General features: G+C 63.9%; 18 protein-coding genes and 1 tRNA gene. 5 read left to right on the forward strand and 14 right to left on the reverse strand.

The window, feature by feature from the left end; genetic code table 11:
• Positions 1-72: 72 nt before the first annotated feature.
• Genes B4F27_RS07025 through argH form a run of 3 tightly spaced genes read right to left on the reverse strand, consistent with a single transcriptional unit; the run spans position 73 to position 1840 of the window.
• Positions 73-276, reverse strand: a complete 204-nt coding sequence (locus B4F27_RS07025; protein ID WP_005851483.1) for a hypothetical protein — start codon at positions 274-276, stop codon at positions 73-75.
• Positions 273-452 (reverse strand): hypothetical protein, encoded by a 180-nt coding sequence (locus B4F27_RS07030; RefSeq protein ID WP_005851482.1) that lies wholly within the window; start codon positions 450-452, stop codon positions 273-275. Before B4F27_RS07030 ends, B4F27_RS07025 begins: the two co-directional genes overlap by 4 nt.
• A complete protein-coding gene (gene argH, locus B4F27_RS07035) occupies positions 449-1840 on the reverse strand; it encodes an argininosuccinate lyase (RefSeq protein ID WP_286759257.1) in 1392 nt (463 codons plus the stop codon). The genes B4F27_RS07030 and argH overlap by 4 nt, the downstream gene beginning before the upstream one ends.
• A 22-nt stretch (positions 1841-1862) precedes the next feature.
• Between argH and B4F27_RS07040 the strand changes: the two genes are divergently transcribed.
• On the forward strand, positions 1863-2432 hold the full coding sequence (locus tag B4F27_RS07040; protein WP_009826027.1) for a TlpA disulfide reductase family protein: 570 nt from the start codon (positions 1863-1865) through the stop codon (positions 2430-2432).
• Positions 2433-2465: 33 nt separating this feature from the next.
• Here B4F27_RS07040 and B4F27_RS07045 read toward each other — a convergent pair whose 3' ends face one another.
• Entirely contained in the window at positions 2466-3539 is a 1074-nt protein-coding gene (locus B4F27_RS07045; protein WP_286759258.1) for a Hint domain-containing protein, read from the reverse strand.
• A 93-nt stretch (positions 3540-3632) separates the two neighbouring features.
• On the reverse strand, positions 3633-4550 hold the full coding sequence (locus B4F27_RS07050) for a lipid A-modifier LpxR family protein (protein WP_286759259.1): 918 nt from the start codon (positions 4548-4550) through the stop codon (positions 3633-3635).
• 184 nt (positions 4551-4734) lie between these two features.
• Between B4F27_RS07050 and B4F27_RS07055 the strand changes: the two genes are divergently transcribed.
• Positions 4735-5259, forward strand: coding sequence for a winged helix DNA-binding protein (locus B4F27_RS07055; protein ID WP_174226595.1), 525 nt, complete (start codon positions 4735-4737; stop codon positions 5257-5259).
• On the opposite strand, the gene eda is transcribed toward B4F27_RS07055, so the two are convergent.
• Both eda and edd read right to left on the reverse strand, forming a co-directional pair.
• The gene (eda, locus tag B4F27_RS07060; RefSeq protein ID WP_005851466.1) at positions 5256-5903 is read right to left on the reverse strand and encodes a bifunctional 4-hydroxy-2-oxoglutarate aldolase/2-dehydro-3-deoxy-phosphogluconate aldolase; all 648 of its coding nucleotides are present in this window, start codon (positions 5901-5903) and stop codon (positions 5256-5258) included. The two genes, B4F27_RS07055 and eda, sit on opposite strands and share 4 nt — an antisense overlap.
• A gap of 21 nt (positions 5904-5924) precedes the next feature.
• Positions 5925-7727 (reverse strand): phosphogluconate dehydratase, encoded by a 1803-nt coding sequence (edd, locus tag B4F27_RS07065; RefSeq protein ID WP_286759260.1) that lies wholly within the window; start codon positions 7725-7727, stop codon positions 5925-5927.
• A gap of 169 nt (positions 7728-7896) precedes the next feature.
• On the opposite strand from edd, the gene B4F27_RS07070 reads away from it, so the two are divergent.
• On the forward strand, positions 7897-8772 hold the full coding sequence (locus B4F27_RS07070) for a BadF/BadG/BcrA/BcrD ATPase family protein (protein WP_286759261.1): 876 nt from the start codon (positions 7897-7899) through the stop codon (positions 8770-8772).
• On the forward strand, positions 8769-9899 hold the full coding sequence (nagA, locus tag B4F27_RS07075; protein WP_286759262.1) for an N-acetylglucosamine-6-phosphate deacetylase: 1131 nt from the start codon (positions 8769-8771) through the stop codon (positions 9897-9899). Before B4F27_RS07070 ends, nagA begins: the two co-directional genes overlap by 4 nt.
• Positions 9900-9985: 86 nt before the next feature.
• Here nagA and B4F27_RS07080 read toward each other — a convergent pair whose 3' ends face one another.
• The 7 genes from B4F27_RS07080 to B4F27_RS07110 form a co-directional block, all read right to left on the reverse strand.
• Positions 9986-10507: a UGSC family (seleno)protein gene (locus tag B4F27_RS07080; protein ID WP_258182285.1), complete on the reverse strand. Its 522-nt coding sequence runs from the start codon at positions 10505-10507 to the stop codon at positions 9986-9988.
• A 24-nt stretch (positions 10508-10531) separates the two neighbouring features.
• Positions 10532-12121 carry a TlpA family protein disulfide reductase gene (locus B4F27_RS07085; protein ID WP_286759263.1) on the reverse strand — a complete coding sequence of 530 codons (1590 nt, stop codon included), beginning with the start codon at positions 12119-12121 and terminating at the stop codon, positions 10532-10534.
• Between the two features lie 63 nt (positions 12122-12184).
• A tRNA-Sec gene (locus B4F27_RS07090) sits at positions 12185-12279 on the reverse strand.
• 41 nt (positions 12280-12320) lie between these two features.
• A complete protein-coding gene (gene selB, locus B4F27_RS07095) occupies positions 12321-14192 on the reverse strand; it encodes a selenocysteine-specific translation elongation factor (protein ID WP_286759264.1) in 1872 nt (623 codons plus the stop codon).
• Positions 14189-15580 carry an L-seryl-tRNA(Sec) selenium transferase gene (gene selA / locus B4F27_RS07100; protein WP_286759265.1) on the reverse strand — a complete coding sequence of 464 codons (1392 nt, stop codon included), beginning with the start codon at positions 15578-15580 and terminating at the stop codon, positions 14189-14191. Before selA ends, selB begins: the two co-directional genes overlap by 4 nt.
• A gap of 105 nt (positions 15581-15685) precedes the next feature.
• On the reverse strand, positions 15686-16612 hold the full coding sequence (locus B4F27_RS07105; protein WP_005851434.1) for an MYG1 family protein: 927 nt from the start codon (positions 16610-16612) through the stop codon (positions 15686-15688).
• Between the two features lie 130 nt (positions 16613-16742).
• Positions 16743-17054: an ETC complex I subunit gene (locus tag B4F27_RS07110; RefSeq protein ID WP_005851432.1), complete on the reverse strand. Its 312-nt coding sequence runs from the start codon at positions 17052-17054 to the stop codon at positions 16743-16745.
• Between the two features lie 140 nt (positions 17055-17194).
• On the opposite strand from B4F27_RS07110, the gene B4F27_RS07115 reads away from it, so the two are divergent.
• Positions 17195-17479 (forward strand): antifreeze protein, encoded by a 285-nt coding sequence (locus B4F27_RS07115; protein ID WP_184583214.1) that lies wholly within the window; start codon positions 17195-17197, stop codon positions 17477-17479.
• Positions 17480-17540: the final 61 nt, after the last annotated feature.

The raw sequence follows: 17540 nt of genomic DNA on the forward strand, positions 1-17540 counted from the left end.
TCGCGGCAGACCACAGCTTACCCCAATACCAAAGGCGGCGGGAATGGCAATCAGCGCCACCCGCCCCGGCGGTCAGAATGTCTTGGAAACGCCCACATCCACATGCCCCGAGATATGCACACCGGGTTCATAGTTGCTGCGATGCTTGCGGGTGGCGGTATCCGTCGCGGGGGGATAGGCGCGGCTGTCATGGGCGCTTGGCGCATGGCGTTGCGCGCTGTCGCAGCCCGCCAGTACCGCCAGTGCAACCACGGCCAGCACCGCCGCGCGGATCACAGCGCCGCCCCCAGACCCAGCCGGAACGGGCCGCGGCCAAGGGTGACGCCAGTGCCCACCGACATGCCGGAGGACGACAGCGTCACCGTGCTATTGACCTGCGGCGGCACGGGTTCCCCGTCCACACCACAGGCGGCGAGAGTCAGCAACAAGGCAATAGCAGCGACGGGTTTCATCCGATGATCCCTTTCCAGCGGGCCACCTGCGCGCGCACCTGTGCGGGCGCGGTGCCCCCGTAAGACATACGCGAATTGACGGAATTTTCCACGCCCAAAACGTCGAAGACATCTGCCGTGATGTCGCCATGGGCCAATTGCATCTGTTCCAGCGTCAGGTCCGGCAGGTCGCAGCCGTTCTGTTCGGCCAATGCCACCAGCGATCCGGTGATGTGATGCGCATCGCGGAACGGCAGCCCCAGCACGCGGACCAGCCAATCGGCCAGATCGGTCGCGGTGGAAAAGCCCGATCCCGCCGCTGCAGCAAGGCTTTCGCGGTTGGCGGACATATCCTTGACCATGCCTTCCATCGCGGCCAACGCCAGCATCAGGTTGTCAGCGGCGTCAAAGACCTGTTCTTTGTCTTCCTGCATATCCTTGGAATAGGCCAGCGGCAGCCCCTTCATCACCATCATCAGGGCCACATTGGCCCCCATGATCCGGCCGATCTTGGCGCGGATCAGCTCTGCCGCGTCGGGGTTCTTTTTCTGCGGCATGATGCTGGACCCGGTCGAGAAGCGGTCCGACAGGGTCACGAAACGGAACTGCGCCGACGACCAGATCACCAGTTCTTCGGCGAAACGGCTCAGGTGCATGGCGCAGATCGACGCAGCGCTCAGGAATTCGAGCGCGAAGTCACGATCACTAACCGCATCGAGCGAGTTGGCCGACGGGCGGTCAAAGCCAAGCGCCTGCGCCGTCATGTCGCGGTCGATCGGAAAGGACGTGCCCGCAAGCGCAGCCGCGCCCAAAGGCGATTCATTCATCCGCGCCCGTGCGTCGCGCATCCGGCTCAGATCGCGGCCAAACATCTCGACATAGGCCATCATGTGGTGGCCCCAGGTGACCGGCTGCGCGGTCTGCAAATGGGTGAAACCGGGCATGACCCAATCGGCTCCGGCCTCTGCCTGACCCAGCAAGGCCTTGATCAACGCCAACAATCCGCTTTCGGCGGCGTCGAACTGGTCGCGGGTCCACAGTTTGAAATCGGTCGCGACCTGATCGTTGCGCGACCGGCCCGTGTGCAGACGGCCTGCGGGTTCGCCGATCACCTCTTTCAGGCGCGCCTCGACGTTCATGTGGATGTCTTCCAGCGCGGTCGAATAGGCAAATGTCCCGCCCTCGATCTCTGACAACACCGTGAGCAACCCTTTCCGAATGGCGTCGGCATCGCTATCACTAATGATGTCTTGTGCAGCCAACATGGCAGCATGGGCACGCGACCCGGCAATGTCCTGGGCGGCCATACGCTGGTCAAACGAGATCGAGGCGTTGATCGCCTCCATGATCGCGTCTGGTCCGGCGGCAAAACGGCCACCCCACATTTTGTTCGAAGTCGTATCGGTCATCAGGCAACCCCTCGGAGGGAAAATGAAAAAGATTATGCTCGCGCTCGTTTATACGGCCCTTGCCCTTGGTGCAAACCCCAGCTTTGGGCAAAGCGCCGACATCAAGCCCCTGCGCGACGGTGATATGAAGAAACTGGTCGTGCACGATTCCCCCGTTGCTACCTCCTCTGTCGCGTTCCAGCTTGAGGATGACGGCGGCGAAACGACGCTTGAGGCGTGGCAGGGCAAATATGTGCTGATCAACTTCTGGGCCACATGGTGCGCCCCCTGCCGCAAGGAAATGCCGCAGCTGAACGCGCTGCAAAAGGAATTCGGCGGCGATGATTTCGAGGTGCTGACCATCGCCACGGGCCGCAACACGCCCGACGGGATCAAACGGTTCTTTGCGGATGCGGGCGTCGATAGCCTGCCACGCCACCAGGACCCGAAACAGGCGCTGGCCAGTCAGATGGGCATTTTCGGCCTGCCGATCACCGTGATCATGGACCCCGAGGGACGTGAAATCGCACGTCTGCGCGGTGATGCGGATTGGTCGAGCGACAGCGCAAAAGCCATCGTTCAGGCATTGATCGCGGGCAAGGCAGACAGCTAGGCCCGCCCCAAGAAAGCAGGCGATCCGGCAGCGTCAGGCGGCGTGCGCGAGGATCGCCGCTTCGGACATCGACAGATTACGCCGCGCATAGCCGCCATAGGTATGCGGATCAAAGGCGATCTGCGGAAACTGGTCCAGCAGCCGCGCGCGGTCGGTCGCGTCCAATGTCTCTAGCGCGGCAGAGGCAGGGTGAAAGCTTTCCGTCTCTACGCCATTGGCCCAAAGCACCTCGTGGAAATCGAGCAGGAGATGGATATAGGTCACCTCGCGCGCATGGGCATCGATGGTGACACTGCGCCCGTTCACCAGATCCCGCGCGGTGACAAGCACCTCGTCCGTGTTGAACAAGTCATGCGCGACGCGCCCCTTCACCAGCATCCGGTGGCTGGGCGACACCAGCAAATCCGCGTCAGGCTGCGCGACCCCCAAAGCACCGGCGCGAAATCGGATGGGGCGCAGCTGCGGCATCGCGAACAATCGCGCCCCGCTCATCCGGCGGCTGCCGATCCAGCGCACGGGTTGCAGGCCGTTGTCTTTCGTCTGGACGTGATCGCCCTCGCGCAGTTGTTCGATCCGGCGCGCGCCATCGGCGGTGCGGATCATCGTGCCGGGGGTAAAGCAGATGACGCCGCTGCTGTATTGCGCCGCCCGATCCGCCGCGGCGGTGTTCAACGTATGCGCGACGACCCACAGATCGGTATTGCGCGGCGGCAGCGCGTCAAGGAACATCAGCAGCGGCTGGCTGCCCTGACCGACCTCGATCACTGTCACCAGATAGGTCTGCGCGCCGTCGGTCACGGTAAAGCTGTTGTCCATCAACGGGGTGTCGCGGTCACTGGCGAAAGACCGGTGCGGCGGCGTGGTGCCGTCCAGGGCGGCCCCGACCAAACGATGCACCATCCGCGCAGCCCGTCTGCGCAGATCCCCTGCCTCGTCCGCCTGATCCAGCCGCAACACGTCATTCGGCCCGTCAACGCGAATTGAATCGCCCCGCCATGCCCAGGCTGCCCCCACCTTGAGGGATTGCACCGGTGCGGCATCCAGCCCGTCTATTTCTGTCTGCGACCAGCTTATGACAAACGTGCCTCGAAAGCCCGTTTTGACCACTGTTCGTGCCTCGTCGTATTATTATTGCCCCAAGGCTATCAAAACCGTTCCCCGCTGGAAAGAACGAATCACCCTATGCACGGGGCCTGCGCGTCAGAAGTCGATCTTGATGCGTACAGAGCCGACAAGCTGGTGATCGGGCTGCGTCTCGTATTCCTTGCCCAGCCACGTCAGACCATAGAACGCCGAGGCCCGCTTGCCCTGCCAATGCACCCCGGCACGCACACGATCACGGCGCGGGGTCAGGTCATAGCCACGATCCGACGGCAGGAACACGCTGTCGCTGACGCGCGCGATATCGGCCCCAACGACAAAGCCAAAGCCCGTCGCGTCGCGGTTCTGCACCACGCGGTAACGCTGGCCGGTGGTGCTGTCGCGCACCAACATTTCCCCGCGTGTGATGTCGCCAAAGGTCAGGTCGAAGCCCGCGCGAACGAATGTCTCTATCCCCGCCTGCCCCTCGACAAAGGGGCGCAGGCTTGTCCGCGCGCCAATCGGAAAGCTGCGCCCGATCTCGACCAGAACCGTAGGGTGAAAGCCGTCTTCGATCTGGTTATCCAACACCCGATCAGAGGGCGAGGTCGCGTCGATGATGTCGTGAATGCCCCGTTGCAGATCATCCAGATGGGTCTGCGGGCCGGTGGCATAGATCGCGGCCCCGACCGAATATTCCACAGCATCGCGTTCGAAATGGGTGTGCGTCCCGACGGACAGGGCACCGGCCCAGGGGCGCGATCCGGCTTGCGGGCGACGCAGGTTCGCGGGGGAGAATACCTCTACCCCCAAACGCAGCTCGATCAACTGCCCAAAGCGGTCCGGCAAGCGCCCCGTCCACTCAGGCCCCCAGACGCGGGACGACACATAGGCACCCGTGCGCTCGCGGTCGCGAAACTCTCCGATGGAATCATTGGAAATCAGACGGCCATAGCCAAGGCGTTCCCGCTCTGTCGCTTGCGCACCCACGGGCAAAAGCAAAAGCGCGGCCAATACCGGCACAAGAAATCGCAGCATCGTCACTCCTATCGCAATGGCTGTAAGGGTCGGCACCCGTTGCCCCTTTGCTACCGCGCCCTGCCGCGTCGCGCTATCCTTGGTACATTTTTCTTAGGCGGGCGTGTCCTTGGCGCACAGACGGATTGCGCGATACCGACAATTCGCTAACATAACGACAGTGAAAACCAGCCTTGAGGCACTGATGTCAGACCCAAAATCGCACCCGTCCCGCCGTATCGTCTCGTCCCGTCACCTTGCCGAGGGCGAAGGATGGGAAGCGTCCGAGCTCGAATACGGGATGATCATCGCCTACAACGCCTTCTCGCGCTGGATGTCGCGCTGCATGGCGGCGGCGGGCAATGCCGACCTGACCCCGCTGGAAATTCTGGTCCTGCACAACACCAACCACCGCGACCGTGAAAAACGGCTGACGGACATCTGCTTTCTGCTGAATATCGAAGATACGCATACGGTGAACTACGCGCTGCGCAAACTGCTGAAATCCGGCCTGCTAGAGGCCGAGAAACGCGGAAAGGAGGTATTCTATCGCACCTCCGCCAGCGGGGCCGAGCTGATAGAGACCTACCGCGCGGTGCGCAACACCTGCCTGATCGACAGCATGGGGCGCACCGATATCAAAGGCGACGACCTGCGCGAGATCGCGGCGCAGCTACGCGCGATCTCGGGTCAGTATGATCAGGCCAGTCGCGCGGCGGCGTCGCTTTAACCGCGGCTGCCTAGGGTACTGGCGGCGCGGGCCAGTTCGGTGATCGCTGCCCAATCGCCCTTGCGCATCAGATTGTCCGGCGCGACCCAGCTGCCGCCCGCGCACACCACGTTGGGCAGCGACAGGTAGCTTTCCGCATTGGCAGGGCTCACGCCGCCCGTGGGGCAGAACCGCACCTGAGGCAGCGGCGAGGACAGCGATTTCAGGAAGGGCGCCCCACCCGCAGCTTCAGCGGGGAAGAACTTGAGCATATCATAGCCGCGTTCATAAAGACGCATCGCCTCTGACGCGGTGGCGGCACCGGGCAACATCGGCAGGCCCAGATCTTCGGCCGCTTGCAGCAGTTTATCCGTGGCACCGGGCGACACCCCAAAGGTCGCGCCCGCATCCACCGCACGTTTGACATCATCGGGGGTCAGCAACGTGCCCGCCCCGACAACGCCGCCTTCGACCTTTGCCATCTCGGCGATAACCTCAAGCGCGGCATCGGTGCGCAGCGTCACCTCTAGCGCGGGCAATCCGCCTGCGACCAAAGCTTCGGCCAGGGGGCGGGCGTGCAGCGCGTCATGCACGACCAGGACCGGCACGATGGGGGCACGTTTACAGATGGCATAGGCAGCGGCGCTGGCGTCTTGCGGGGTCATCGGATCTTCCTCTGGTCAGGTTCAAATGCTGCTGGCGCCGGTATCAGCCGCGCCAACCGTGTTGCGGAAAGTGGCAAACAGCTCGCGCCCCTGCCCGTATTCATTGCCCGACAGATCAGCCGTGGCGACCGGACGCTCCATCGCGCCGGGGGTCAGCACCGTCAGCTGCCCGTCGCGGGCGTCGACGCGCACGATATCACCGTCTTGCAAACGTGCAATCGGCCCGCCGTCCACCGCTTCGGGACACACGTGGATCGCGCTCAATACCTTGCCCGAGGCACCGGACATACGCCCGTCGGTGACCAGCGCCACCTTCAGCCCGCGCGCCTGCAGGTTCGCCAGCACCGGCGTCAGGCTGTGCAATTCGGGCATGCCGTTGGCCTTGGGCCCCTGAAAACGCACGACGACGATGACATCCTCGTTGAACTCGCGATTGCGATAGGCGTCTTTCACGCTTTCTTGGTCATGGAACACGCGGATCGGGGCTTCGACGATGTGATGCTCCGGCTTCACGGCAGAGACTTTGGTGACCGCATTGCCAAGGTTCCCCGCCAGACGTTTCAACCCGCCGGTGGGCTGGAAAGGATCGCCAATGGGGCGCACGATCTTTTCGTTCAGCGTCTCGGTCGGGCCTGCGACCCATTCGACGGCGCCATCCTTGAGCTTGGGGTCTTGGGTATAGCGCGACAGCCCGTCGCCCGCGATGGTCTTGACCTCGTCATGCAGCAAGCCGCCCGCCATGAGCTGACCGATCATAAAGCCCAAGCCCCCCGCCGCGTGGAAGTGGTTCACATCGGCCAAGCCGTTCGGATAGACCCGCGCCAGCAGCGGCGTGACATCGGCAAGGTCCGAGAAATCCTGCCAGTCCAGCACGATCCCACCGGCCCGCGCCATCGCGACAAGGTGGATCAGCAGGTTGGTCGACCCGCCCGTCGCATGCAGCCCGACGATGCCGTTCACATAGGCTTTTTCGTCCAGCACATCGCAAACTGGTGTGTATTCATTGCCGAGATGGCTGATCGCCAGCGCCCGCTGCGTCCCCGCAACGGTCAGCGCATCACGCAGGGGAGTATTGGGGTTCACAAAGGACGCGCCGGGCAGGTGCAGGCCCATAAACTCCATCAACATCTGGTTGGTGTTGGCGGTGCCATAGAAAGTGCAGGTGCCCGGCCCGTGGTAGGCCGCCATCTCTGACGCCATCAGCTCTTCGCGCGTGGCCTCGCCTGCGGCGAATTTCTGGCGCACGATAGCTTTCTCGTCGTTGGAGATACCCGAGGTCATCGGCCCCGCAGGCAGGAACACCGCCGGCAGATGCCCGAAAGCCTGCGCCGCGATCACCAGACCGGGTACGATCTTGTCACAGACCCCCAGATAGATCGCGGAATCAAATGTGTTGTGGCTAAGCCCGACACCCGCCGCCATGGCGATGATGTCACGCGAGAACAGGCTCAGCTCCATCCCCGGGGTGCCTTGGGTCACGCCGTCACACATCGCAGGCACGCCGCCTGCAACCTGTGCCGTCCCGCCCGCCGCGCGCGCGGTGTCGCGGATCAGGGTCGGAAAGCGTTCGAACGGCTGGTGCGCCGAGAGCATGTCATTATAAGTCGTGATGATCCCGATATTGCCCGCCGATTGCGTCGCCAGCGCGGCTTGATCCTGCCCCGCACCGGCATAGGCATGCGCCTGCCCGCTGCACGAAAGATGCGCCCGCGCCGGCCCTTCCTCGGCGGCGCGGCGCATCCGCGCCAGATAGGCACCCCGGCTTGGCGCGCTGCGTTCGATGATCCGGTCGGTGACACGGGCTACGGTATCGTTCAACATCATGCTTTCCTTCGTGACGTGGGTGGGCCTAAGGGCCTTCCTACAAAGACGTGAGTATGTTAGCGCTAACTTATCACGCGCATGTGCCATTTGCAAACCCGTTGCGACCATGGGTAAAACGAATGGCGAAAATTGTCTTTCCCCGCCAAAACAGGTGCCCTAAACAATTCGGATGACACAAATAGACCCTCCTTTTCTGATCGGCGTTGACGGAGGCGGCACCGGTTGCCGCGCCGCTGTTGCCACCCCCGATGGCCGTATCCTTGCCGAAGGCAAAGGCGGGCGGGCGAATGTCAGCACAGATTGCGCCACCGCGATCGATAGCGTGCTCACCGCGACGCGCAACGCGATAGAGAGCGCCGGTCTGGATGTCGCCGACATGCCCCGTGCCGTGGCGCACCTGGGGCTTGCGGGATACACGGGGCCGGAAATGGGCCCACGCGTGCAGGCGGGTCTGCCCTTTGCCAAATCCGTCGTGACCGAAGACACCACCACCACCATCGTCGGTGCTGTCGGAGAGCAGGACTGCCACCTGATCGCCCTTGGCACCGGCACCATCGTGGGCCGCCAAAAGGCCGGCGTGCAGACCTGTATCGGCGGCTGGTGTTATCAGGTATCGGATCAGGCGTCGGGTGCGTGGCTGGGGCATGGCGTGCTAGAGCAGACCTTGCTCGTCGTCGACGGGATCACCCCCGCCAGCCCCCTGTCGCAGCAGATGCTGGATAAATTTGGCGGTGGCGCGGGCATCGTGCAGTTCAGCCTCAAGGCGCGGCCCGGCGATTTCGCTACCCTTGCCCCCGATGTGGTACAGGCCGCCGCGGCGGGCGACAGCATCGGACAGGCGCTGATGGCAAGCGGGGCCGATTACCTGACCCGCGCCCTGATCGCGCTCGACCACCAACCCGGCGGCCCGCTGTGCCTGACCGGCGGCGTCGGCCCCCATTACGCCGCCTATCTGCCCGACACGCAGACTGCACATCTGGTCGAAACCAAAGGCCGCGCGCTGGATGGGGCCGTCGCACTGGCCCTGCGCGCCGCGCGGGCATGACCGCACCCCTCACCGCCTATACCGGCGCGCGCATTTTTGACGGGCACGATCTGCTGACCGGTCACGCGCTTGTGGTGCACCCCGACGGCATCCCGCGCATCACACCCCTGACCGCGCTGCCGACGGCGGCCAAAACCCGGAGGCTGAACGGGGGCATCCTCTCCCCCGGGTTTGTGGATCTGCAAGTGAACGGCGGGGGCGGCGTGATGCTCAATAGCGCGCCCGATCTGGACACGCTGCGCGCGATGGCCGCCGCGCACCGACGGCTTGGCACCCGCGCATTTCTTCCCACGTTGATCACCGACACCCCCGCCCATAGCCGCGCCGCCATCGCCGCCGTGGCAGAGGCGTTGCACCTGGGCATGCGCGGTATTGCGGGGCTCCACCTTGAAGGGCCACATCTGAGCGTTGCCCGCAAAGGTGCCCATGACGGCAGCCTGATCCGCCCCCTGTCTGACGATGATATGGCGATGCTGACCGATGCCGTGGCCCGGATCCCGAACCTGATGATGACCCTCGCCCCCGAAAACGCCACCCCCGATCAGATCGCGGCGCTGACGCAGGCGGGCGTGCTGGTATCGCTGGGCCATAGTGATTGCGACTATGACACCGCCATGCGCGCCTTCGACGCCGGTGCCCGCATGGCGACGCATCTGTTCAACGCCATGAGCCAAGCCAACGCGCGCAGTCCGGGGCTTGTGGGGGCGGCGCTTGACCATCCGCGCGTGGCATCCGGCCTGATTGCCGACGGGGTGCATGTCCATCCGGCCATGATCCGCGCCGCACTTGCCGCCAACCGCGGCGCGGCAGAGGTGTTTCTGGTGACCGACGCGATGGCGACTGGCGGCTCTGATATCACCAGCTTCACCCTGAACGACCGCGAGATCCTGCGCCGCGACGGACGGCTGACGCTGGCCGACGGAACGCTGGCCGGGGCCGACCTGACCCTGCTGCAAGCCGTGCGCTATATGCACAACACCGTGGGCGAGCCGTTAGAGCGGGCGCTGGCCCGTGCCACAGTAATCCCCGCGCAACTGCTGGCGCACCCACCCGAAGCCAATAGCGTCGATGCGATGATCTGGATCAACGACGACCTGTCAAAGCTGCACTGGCTGACCGAGCTGTAACGCCCGCCCACCCCGCGCCCACGAAAAAGGCGGCGCAGGTTTCCCGCGCCGCCCTATGTCTTTTACGTCTATGTCTTTTGCGTCAGTCACGCGTCGCGCAACGCCCCGATGATCTGGTCGAACGCCTCACGCGCCTTGGCGCGCATTTCGTCGTCCGTGGCATCCTGAATAGGATGCGGCACCAGCACATAGCGTGCGCCCTCCATGCCTAAGGCCTTGCGCTGCGTTTCAGCGGCTTGGCCAAACACGCTAGAAGCGATGGAAACAGACGGGATCCCCTGGATTTCAAACCAGACTGTATCGTGCATACTGCACGTGGTACATGATCCTCAGTCCGCCAGCCCTTCGACCAGAAAGTCGCATTCATCGCGGATCTGGTGGCGCAGCGTGTCGGGGCACGGTTTGGCGAAAGTCGGCTTGGTATAATGCCGGATCTCAACGCCGGGTGCGTTTTCGGTCAACAACCTGTCCAGTTCATCCAGCAGAATATTGCCGCGCGGCTTGCTGATGTTCAGCAGCCCGACAACCCCCTGCACCGAACCGGACCGTTCGCTGATCTGACGCGCGACGGGGACACGTTCGTCCGTCGGGTCAAGAATTATTGTCATTCACGTCCTCCTCTGCTGTGAAAGCTAGCCTAGATCGATCTTTCTGGAAACGGAAATCGACCCCACTTCGCCCGTGGCCCACCCGTGGAACGCGGACGAAAATTTGCCCGCATCGCCACCGGCCACGACGATATGGATATATTCCTTGCCCGCAAATTTAGGGGCCAACTGCGCCAGTTTTTCCGGCCCCATGCGTTCCGCGTCCGCCACGGGGATACCCGCGCCCGAATGGTCATCCTGCACCATCTCCGACAAGGGGCGCGCCGTGACCTCTTGGATACGGTCGCGCAGCCTGTCCTTGGAGTAGGGGCCATCGACGGTCAGCGTCTGGATATGCTCGGGGCAGACCACCAACAGCGCGTCAATCGGCAGGTTATGCATCTTCGGCAGGAACACCCCTTCAAGCCCCTGCCCCAATGACCCCGCGATCTGGTCCGGCCTGCGCGAGGTCTGGTCCACCAGATGCACCGGCCCGCCCGTCATGGCAAAGACGGTGACGACCGAATCCTCCGCCTTGAACCCGCGTTCCACATGCAGCGGCTCCCACGGCGAGGCCGCCTCGTTCTCCGCAAAGCACATGGTGTATTTCATCGGATTACCCAGGACCGACCGTTCGACCCCGCCCGTGGTCGCCCCGCCGACATTGCGGATGATCAGCCGAAGCGCGCGCCCGATGGTGGCATTGGCACGGTTCCCCGCGCCCAAAGCGCCCAAGCCGCCGTTCAGCCCGATCTTGTCCACGATCGGCCCGTTCACCACCATGACCGTCGCCGCGCCCATCGTCGTGGCAGTGACCCCGTGGATGTTGAATTCATCCGTGCAGACAGCTTCGACGGCTGCGATCACCACGGGCAGGTATTCAGGCTTACACCCCGCCATCACCGCATTGATCGCGATCTTTTCGACCGTGGCGATGCCCATATTCGGCGGCACCGTGGCGATGACATCCTGCGGATCACGATGCGTCCCTTCCAACATGCGGATCACCCGTTCGGGCGTCGGCGGCACCAAGGGCAACCCGTCCGAGAACCCCTGATCGAACATGAATTCCGCCATGTCATCGCCGCTGGCGACCTCTACCTTGCGGGCGCGCAGACGGCTGCCTTCGGCCTCTGCCCGCAGCGCGTCGTAGACCTCGGGGTCAAAATGTTTCGACCCGCATCCCGGACGCCAGGCGGGCAGGCTGTCCCAATCGACTTGCGCCGCAGCTTTGCCCGTCGCACGGGCCATCTGGTCGGACAATGCCTGCCAGTCATCGCGCACGAATCCTTCGAAGTGGGTCACGACAGCGCCGCTTTCATCAATCCAGTAGAGCGCGGGCACGATCTCGAAATCCCAGTCGAACGAGGTCTTGCAGCCCGCATCCTCAAGCACCGGCATGGTCAGCCCGTGGCGCTGCGCGAAATCGCCGTTCTTCTCGCCGGATTGCCCCGGCACCAGAAACCGCACCGCATCGCCATAGGCCTGCGACAGCGCCTGCAGGACCGGCCCCGCGATATTGCAGGTCTCGCAATCCTCTTTCACGAAACAGACCAGCACAGGGCCAGTGCCGTCAAAATGATGGGCCGCCCCTTGCAGATCCTTCAGGGTAAATTCCGGTTTCCGATCACTCATGTCGCCCCCTCCCAAGTATGCCGCTGCATACTGTGGGGGATCGTCAGGCATGTCCAGACAGCTTGGCGGAGACGGATGGGAATCGAACCCACCACACGCCGTATCGACGCGTCCATGGTTTTGAAGACCAGGGAAGCCACCAGACTCCGGTCGTCTCCGCGTTGCCACACCGTAGCCCTGCCGCAGGGCAAGCGAAAGCCTAATGCGCCCGCGGCGCGATCTGGCGCGTGTCACCATCTCGCAGGGTCATGCCTAGCGCATCCAGATGCTCAAGCAGCGGCACGATGAACTTGCGGCTGGTGCCCAAGGCGGTGCGCGCTTCACTGGTGGTAAAGGCCACGGGCGGCGGAAAGCTGGCCGCGAGGTTCCGCTGCGCGTGATTGATGGTCGCCGCGTGAAAGACAACCTGCTGTTTCAACGCGATATTCGCCAAAGACACCAACCGCTCCTGCGCCACCATCAGCGCGATCAGATCCGCGTCCTCAGGCGCATCGAACTGCCGCACATCAGGGGGGGAGGTGCCGCCTGCGCGCATACTCTCTTCGATCTCCGTCAGGCGGGCAAGCTGTTGCGGAGCAAGCGCTGCGAAGGGGTCATGCCGTGCGAGACTGACCAAACCGTCGCGCAAAACAACCTCTCCGCCCCTAACCAATTCGGTTTGGGCGAAAGGCACCAAACCCCGCAGCGGCGTCACCCGTTGCAGCATCGAAAGCGCCGCCCCTTGCTTGATCGGGTGGTCGGTATGAAAGCGCTGCAAAGTCGCCACCACCGCCGTTTGCACCGTGGCGAGATCGTCAGCCAGCGCGATATGTTCCGGCGATAGCCGCACAACGCCCGTGGGCAACGCAGCCGTCGCATCGCAGCGCGCCAACCGGACAAGATCAGACCACAGCGCCACCCCGCGCCCCTGCGCACAAAGCGCTGCGGCAAGCGCGGTACCATCCTGCTGATGTGCCGCCTGCATCACCGCCAACCGCCGTCTGTCGCCCGCCCCGACTGCGGTGGCCTGCGGGTCAAGGATCACCGCGCCCGCCAGCGTCGCCGCAGGGGAAAGCTGACGCAACACCGCCGCCTGCCCCGCGAACCCCACCACGGGGCGTGTAAAGCGCAGCTGCCCCAGCCCCGCGTCCCCCGGCGCGATCTGGCCACCGCCCATCAGCCGCAGGGTCGCGACCTCATGCGCCGTGCCCCACAGCACGCGCAAATCCTGCATGTGTTTGACCGGTCGCGGTGCCGTGTCAGAAACGGTCAACCGCACATCCATACAAAGCGTCGCCCCCTGCCCGCCCGTACAGATCACATCACCGCGGGCAATATCCTCCAGCGCGATACCGCGCAGGTTCACCGCGACCCGCTCGCCCGCCGTGACCCTCTCCCGCGCTGCGCCGCGTGCTTGCAGGCCACGTACCACCGTGGCCGCACCGCTTGGCTGCACGGTCAACGCCGCGCCAACCGCCAACGCGCCGCCAAGCAGCGTGCCCGTCACCACCGTTCCGCGTCCCGCCAGTGTGAACGCGCGGTCCACCGGCAGGAACGCCTCCATCGGCGCGGCCCGCGCGGGCAAAGCGTTGAACCGCCGCGCCAAGACCTGCCGCAGATGATCCGTCCCGCCAGCGGCCGGGGCCGAACAGGGCACCAATTCGGCCCCGGTAACGCCCTGCGCGGCAAGGGCATCCGCAATTTCCGCCAGACGGGCGGGCAATGTCGCGTCGGGGATCAAATCCACCTTGGTCACCGCGACCACCGCCACGGGCACCTGCAACAGTCCTGCGATCTGCACATGCTCGCGCGTTTGCGCCGCGATGCCCTCCACGGCCGAGACGACCAGCATCGCGCCCTGCGCGCCGCTCGCACCCGACACCATGGTGCGGATGAAATCGTCGTGCCCCGGCGCGTCAATCAGGTCGAGCGTCCCACCCGCCATCTCGCAATGGGCAAAGCCCAGCGCGATCGACAGGCCACGGGCTTTTTCCTCGGCCAGCCGGTCCGTCTCCATCCCCGTGAGCGCGCGCACCAGCGCCGTCTTGCCATGATCCACATGGCCGATCACGATCACGCAGGCCGATGTCATGTGGCGGCGATCGCGCCCAGCGCCGCGACGATATCGGGTAGTTCGTCATCCATTACCGTGCGCATGTCCAGCCACAGCTTGCCCTGATGGAGACGCCCGACAATGGGTACCACCCCGCCCCGTAAACGATCCGCAAGGGTTTCAGCAGACAGCGCGGCAGAGGCCACGACGACACTGAAACTGTCCAGGTCCTGCTGCGGCAGCGACCCGCCGCCGACATAGGCGGCTGACGCCATCACTTCAACATCCACCCCCTTCACCGCAGCGAGGGAACCCGCGAGCCTTTGCGCCCGCGCCTCTACCTCTGCCAAAGGCTGCGAGAGCGCGCGCAAGACCGGCACCCGCGCCAGCGGATCATGGGGCGGCAGGTAAAGACGCAAGGTCGCCTCGAGCGCGGCGAGCGACAGCTTGTCGATGCGCAAAGCCCGCAGCAACGGGTGCTTGCGTAGCCCCGCGATAATATCCGCCCGTCCCGCGATGATCCCCGCCTGCGGCCCACCAAGCAGCTTGTCGCCCGAGAACATGACCAGATCGACACCCGCCTTGAGGATATCCGCCACCACGGGTTCGTCGCGCAGCCCAAAGGGGGCAAGGTCAATCAGCACGCCGCTGCCCAGATCCTCCATCAGGATCAGATCCCGCTCCGCCGCCAGTTGCGCCAAATCATTGCGTGACGGGGCAGAGGTGAAGCCCACAATGCGAAAGTTGCTGGTGTGGCTTTTCAACAGAACCGCCGTATCCCCGTCCACCGCATCGGCATAATCACTAAGCCGCGTTTTATTGGTGGCACCCACCTCTTTCAGCTCTGCGCCGCTTTGCGCGATCACATCGGGCAGACGGAAAGACCCGCCAATCTCGATCAGCTCCCCGCGCGAGGCGATCACCTTGCGCCCCGCGGCGGTGCCCATCAGGGCCAAGACCACCGCCGCGGCGCAGTTATTCACGAACAGCGCCGCCTCTGCGCCCGTCAACTGACAGATCAGCGCCTCGGCATGGTCATAGCGCGACCCGCGCTTGCCGGTTTTTAGGTTCAGCTCAAGGTTCGAAGGCCGCGCAGCGATCTGGTCCATCGCCTGCAGCGCCTCGGGGGCAAGACGGGCGCGGCCCAGATTGGTGTGGATGATGATACCCGTGGCATTGATGACAGGGCGCAGGTTCGGCTGGCGGGCTGCCTTTATCCGGTCGGCAAGGCTATGGGCAAAGGGTTCACTGGCGAAATCGGGCAAATCGACCACCCCGCCGCCCCGAATATCACGGCGCAGCTGGTCGAGCGTTTCGCGCAGGGCGCGGCGCACCTCGTCGTGGCTGTAGGTCGCAACCAAAGACGCCACATGCGGTTGCTGCAACAGCGTATCGATCTGTGGCAAATGTCTAAGCTGGCTGTTCACGCGTCACGCCCCCCGATGGCTGAACGCGCAGTGTAATCGCGCGGGCCACGGGGGCAAGCCGGAACGCAGGCCAAAGGCAGGCGACCAAAAGGCCCGCAGCGCGGGTTACGCTGCCAGCGCTTCCTTCACCGCGATGTCGGCCATCTGCAAAATCGCCTCGCGGCTATCGGCGACGGCGATAAAGCGGCCGTTGTGGCAGAACTTTGCCCCTTTGACGCCTGATGCTTCCTCAAGCGCGGCGTCTTTTTGACCCGCCCAAGCCACCGGAAGATCAGCGCGGTTCTCGAACGTATCATCCCCCGACCGGATCGTTGTCAGCGTCCATTCCTCGCCGCGCGGGTGGATGACGAACAGCAGATGATCCGCCCCCGCCTTCACCACGGCCCCGCGAAACGGCATGCCCATGGGCAGGTCCAGCACATGGCCCTCGCCCGCGGCATCAATGGCGGTCATCACCATCGCTTCGGCGCGGAACTTGGCGGCTTTGCGACGGATCGACGCTTCGACAAAGGCGCGCGCAATGGGCAAGGCGGCGGCAAAGGCGCGGTCGTCCACGCCTTCCTCGCGGTCATCGAAGACGGGTTTCAGGCTTTCCAACAGCGCGGGCAAGGTCAGACCGGCAAACAGCGGCCCCGCCTCTGACGCGTTGACGGCACCATTGTCCAGCAGGTCGATCGGCAGAACAAACCCGCGATCGAAACTGTCGTGGATGGCATTCACATCGGCCTCGGGCACGTCGAGCGCGCGCAGATAATCATGCCCGTAATGCGCCCAGATCAGCCCGAAAGAGCTATAGGGCTGCCCGTCTTCACGCAGCGGATTGGGACGTTGATGGTGATCGAAAATCCCTGCTTCGGCATCAAAGTCACCGCCCACGTCGTAGATGATACGCCCCTCGGCCGGTGTGATCAGCGCCTTGTCGCGGCTGCGCAGCACCGTGGCGTCGGGAAACAGCCGCGTCAGGATGACAGAGGATAGGAGTTCATCCGCATGAAAACCGCCTGAGTGGGTCACGAGTTGGGTGATCGTCATGTTTCTGTACCTTTGCGCATCTGTTCAGCAGGTCGAAATGAAAACGGGCGACCGTGCGAGGGGCCGCCCTGTGAATATGTATCGCTCACACCGCCCGTCACGGGCCTAGCATAAGAAAACGTAGAAAGAGTTAATGCGTCCAGGCCCCGCGGCGCCCTGTGGCGAAATTCTCGCCATAGCCGCCGGCGCGGACATTTGCGCGGCGTTTGTTGGGGTCTTGCACCAGCGCGTCGATGTTGTGATCGCGGGCGTATTCCACCGCTTCTTCCTTGGTGGCGAACTGCAAACGCACCTGCGTTTGCGTGTCCTTCGACGAGGTCCAGCCCATCAACGGGTCAATCTCGCGCGCGTGCTCTGGGTCGAATTCCAGCAACCAGACACGGGTTTTGGCCGTGCCAGAGGACATGGCAGTTCGGGAAGGCTGATAAATACGCGCGCGCATAGCTGAATCTCCGCTGTGATCAGGCGGTTTATCAGCCAAATACGGCCAAGGATCAAGGCATCACAGTGATTTGTGCCGAATTCGCGTTACATATGCTGCGGCGCAGCATAGACTGACCTTATGCAATCGGAGCACCTCTCATGACCCCCCTGACCCTGATGACGCTCAATGCCAACCTCGCCAAGCTGATGATCGACACCCAAGCCGTTATGACGCTTAGGCTTTTGGGGATGGCCGGTGCCCTTCCCCAGACCCGCGGAGAGAACGCCCGCATGGTCAATGAAAAAGGCCCCGCTATGGCCAAAGCCTATCAGGCGGCCACCAAAGCCGCCTTTGCCGGGGGCACGCCCGACCAGATTTTCTCGGCCGCGATGGTCCCGGTCAGCAAAAAGGTCAGGGCCAACCGCAAGCGACTGACCAAATAAGCCTGCGACGAAAGCGACATATGCGCGTCGCGCAAGGCTCCGCCCCTTGAACCCGCGCGAA

Origin of the sequence: Sulfitobacter sp. UBA1132 (genome assembly GCF_002311545.1) — a bacterium.
GTDB classification, from domain to species: Bacteria; Pseudomonadota; Alphaproteobacteria; order Rhodobacterales; family Rhodobacteraceae; genus Sulfitobacter; species Sulfitobacter pontiacus.